The sequence below is a fragment of the Dolichospermum sp. UHCC 0259 genome (genome assembly GCF_009711935.1).
Classification (GTDB): Bacteria; Cyanobacteriota; Cyanobacteriia; order Cyanobacteriales; family Nostocaceae; genus Dolichospermum.
This window is the reverse complement of the sequence record NZ_VIKX01000291.1, coordinates 15630-18346: the sequence shown is the minus strand read 5'-3', so window position 1 is coordinate 18346 and position 2717 is coordinate 15630. Positions and strand designations below refer to the sequence as shown.

Sequence of the window (2717 nt, the reverse complement as noted above, 5' to 3'; positions counted from 1 at the left end):
TCTCTACTTAAATTAAGATAATTTTATCTTATTTTTTTCAAAATGAGAATTGCTGGCTATTTCTTGGGGAGAAAAGGGATTTTCACCAAATGTGGTCATGGAATTTATGCACCAAGAGGACAGATGATTATTTTATCTGATATCCTTGATTTCTTCCTATTGAAATTTATAGATGAATCAATTTATGAGCAAACAATATAGAATATATTTAGATGCTTGTTGTTTAAATCGCCCCTTTGATGATCAAACACAATCCCGAATTTACTTAGAAACACAAGCAATTATAACAATTCTCAATCAATGTCAATTAGGAAATTGGAAATTAATTAACAGTAGCGCTTTAATTGCCGAATTAAACCAAACACCTGACATAGATAGACTACAAAATGTCCAAAAATTACTCTCCCTTGCTAAAATAAAAGTTATTAATAGCCCTTTTATCGAAACCAGATCCGCCCAACTCCAACAATTAGGATTTCCTAGCTATGATGCTACTCACATTGCTAGTGCAGAAAGAAGTCAGGCTGATGTATTTCTTACTACAGATGACCGACTTTTAAAAAAAGCCAAAACAAATTATCAATTAATAAACATCACAATTAATAATCCGGTTCAATGGTTGACAGAATTAATACAAACAGAGGAAAGCAATGATGAAAACTCAAAATGAAATTATCAAACAAGGTTATAATGCTTTAATTAACTCTCTAGGAATTACCGATACTATTCGGTTTATTCAATATTTCAATCCTGGTAAGGGAGACTATACCAAAGAACGTCATCAATGGCTAGATGAAAAAAATTTAAGAGATGTTTTGACAGAAATAAAAGAACTTGAGATAGAAGACTCTAATCAATATGAGGAAATAATAGAGTAATAATGTTCATGAAAAAATTATCTAGTCCATTTTATTGAGGGTTGATTCATACAGATGGAAACGATTTTTATACAAGATTTACTCTTTAGGTACTAATACCAATTCTATGTGAGGCTGCACATAATCCTGAAATCCGTTGATTTATCTGTCTTTATCCGCGTTTATCTGCGTGCATCCGCGTTAAATTATTCTATGCAGCTTCATATTAATTTGGTATAAGGCAATACGATAACCTAAAGCATCTAAAAATTCAATTAAAGTGTAAATTTCATTTCCGGCATTTTCTGATAATAATTGATATCGCAAATGGTACAGAAATTCAATTGCTTTTTGATACGCAAAGTGAAATTGGTTCGTTAACTTCCCCAAAGGGATAGGCTGGTCTCAAAGCAGCAGGAAAATTATCCCACCATTCACCATCTTTCATTTTATCTCACCTGTGGTTCATAACTTTTCACAACTCTACCAGCACCGCGTAATTGTTGATAATAAACCTGACTAACTTTATCCCCTTGTTCTGAGAGTTGGTCAATTCCAATACCGTTGCGTCCTTGTTCTTTTCCTGAACTGTGAATATAGCAATTATTACCTAAATATAATCCCACGTGAGTGGCTTTTTGAGGAGTTCCAAAAAAGATTAAATCTCCTGGTTGTAATTCAGTAATATTAATTGGTTGGGTAAAAGCTTCTTGTTGATAAGCGTCTCTTGGTAGCCACACACCCACAGATTCAAATGCTGCTTGCATTAAACCCGAACAATCATAATTAGGTGCAACTGTGCCACCCCAAAGGTAATAATTATCTTGTTGTTTTGCGGCTTGGGTAAAAGCGATAATTGCGGGTATGTGTTGTTGAATTTCTGCGGCTGAGATGAATTGGGGTTGATATATGGTTTCTGTTGGTTGGAGAAATTGTAAATCTTGAACAGATAACCATCCTGGATAGTCATCTTCACATAAACGGACTTCTATGGCTGTATCTGGATGATTTGATATTATTTGTAAATGTCTTCCTGTGGCAGCTTGGGTGGCTAAACGGATACATTCAGGAGAATCATAGAGATTTAGATTGGTGTTACAGAAATATTCTGCTGTTGGGGAATGGGGAATTGGTAGGTTTAAAGACATGATTAATATTATCTGAATTAGGATTTATGGGATGAGATAATTAATTATTGTCAGAATCAGGATGTCCAGGATTTGAGGATTTTCAGGATGAGATAATTGATATTGTCAGAATCAGGATGTCCAGAATTTAAGGATTTTCAGGATGAGATAATAAACTATTATGTTTAACCTTTAAATTCTCATTTTGTCAAAATGAAAATGTATGGCTAAGGCTGCCGTAAGAGATACAAGATTCAAGCATAAACAACCTAATGTAATAAATGTAATAATACAATAGACATCTCCGAAAAAGAATCTGAAACCCTTAACCTGTTTAGCTGAAAACCTAATTTCCACAAGAGGTCTAATAAACATCCTGTTAATCCTCAAATCCTGGATATCCTGATTCAGACTATTTCACATCATCACACAACTGCCGTTCCTCTGGACTCAAATTAATACCCGGATTTTTTAAATAATCCTTTAACCAATCACAACCATCCTTAATTCCCCTATCTAAATTCCGCACAGGCCACAACCGCGCTGTATAGTCATCGGATGCCGTAGCAATGGTTTTGCCGTCGGGGCTGAAACTCACACCCCAGACTGTACCCTGATGCCCCTTAAATTCCTGAATTAGTTGCCCTTGCAAGTTCCACAACCGCGCTGTTTTGTCTGATGATGCCGTAGCAATGGTTTTGCCGTCGGGGCTGAAACTCACACTATAGACCCA

At 35.3% G+C, this 2717-nt stretch carries 4 protein-coding genes; 2 read left to right on the top strand and 2 right to left on the bottom strand.

Annotated elements, in window-relative coordinates; all coding sequences use genetic code 11:
- Positions 1-184 precede the first annotated feature (184 nt).
- Both FJR05_RS23910 and FJR05_RS23905 read left to right on the top strand, forming a co-directional pair.
- Positions 185-670, top strand: a complete 486-nt coding sequence (locus FJR05_RS23910; RefSeq protein WP_168646418.1) for a PIN domain-containing protein — start codon at positions 185-187, stop codon at positions 668-670.
- Entirely contained in the window at positions 651-878 is a 228-nt protein-coding gene (locus tag FJR05_RS23905; RefSeq protein WP_254447070.1) for a hypothetical protein, read from the top strand. Before FJR05_RS23910 ends, FJR05_RS23905 begins: the two co-directional genes overlap by 20 nt.
- Before the next feature lie 428 nt (positions 879-1306).
- Here the strand turns inward: FJR05_RS23905 and FJR05_RS23900 are convergent, their stop codons facing one another.
- Entirely contained in the window at positions 1307-2005 is a 699-nt protein-coding gene (locus FJR05_RS23900) for a C40 family peptidase (protein ID WP_168646417.1), read from the bottom strand.
- Between the two features lie 391 nt (positions 2006-2396).
- Positions 2397-2717, bottom strand: a 321-nt coding sequence (locus tag FJR05_RS23895) for a WD40 repeat domain-containing protein (RefSeq protein WP_168646416.1), incomplete at its 5' end; no start/stop codon positions are given.

Bases quoted from the DNA above. Each gene is read 5' to 3' on its own strand.
- FJR05_RS23910 (WP_168646418.1), top strand. From the start codon at position 185: ATGAGCAAACAATATAGAATATATTTAGATGCTTGTTGTTTAAATCGC.
- FJR05_RS23905 (WP_254447070.1), top strand. From the start codon at position 651: ATGATGAAAACTCAAAATGAAATTATCAAACAAGGTTATAATGCTTTA.
- FJR05_RS23900 (WP_168646417.1), bottom strand. From the start codon at position 2,005: ATGTCTTTAAACCTACCAATTCCCCATTCCCCAACAGCAGAATATTTC.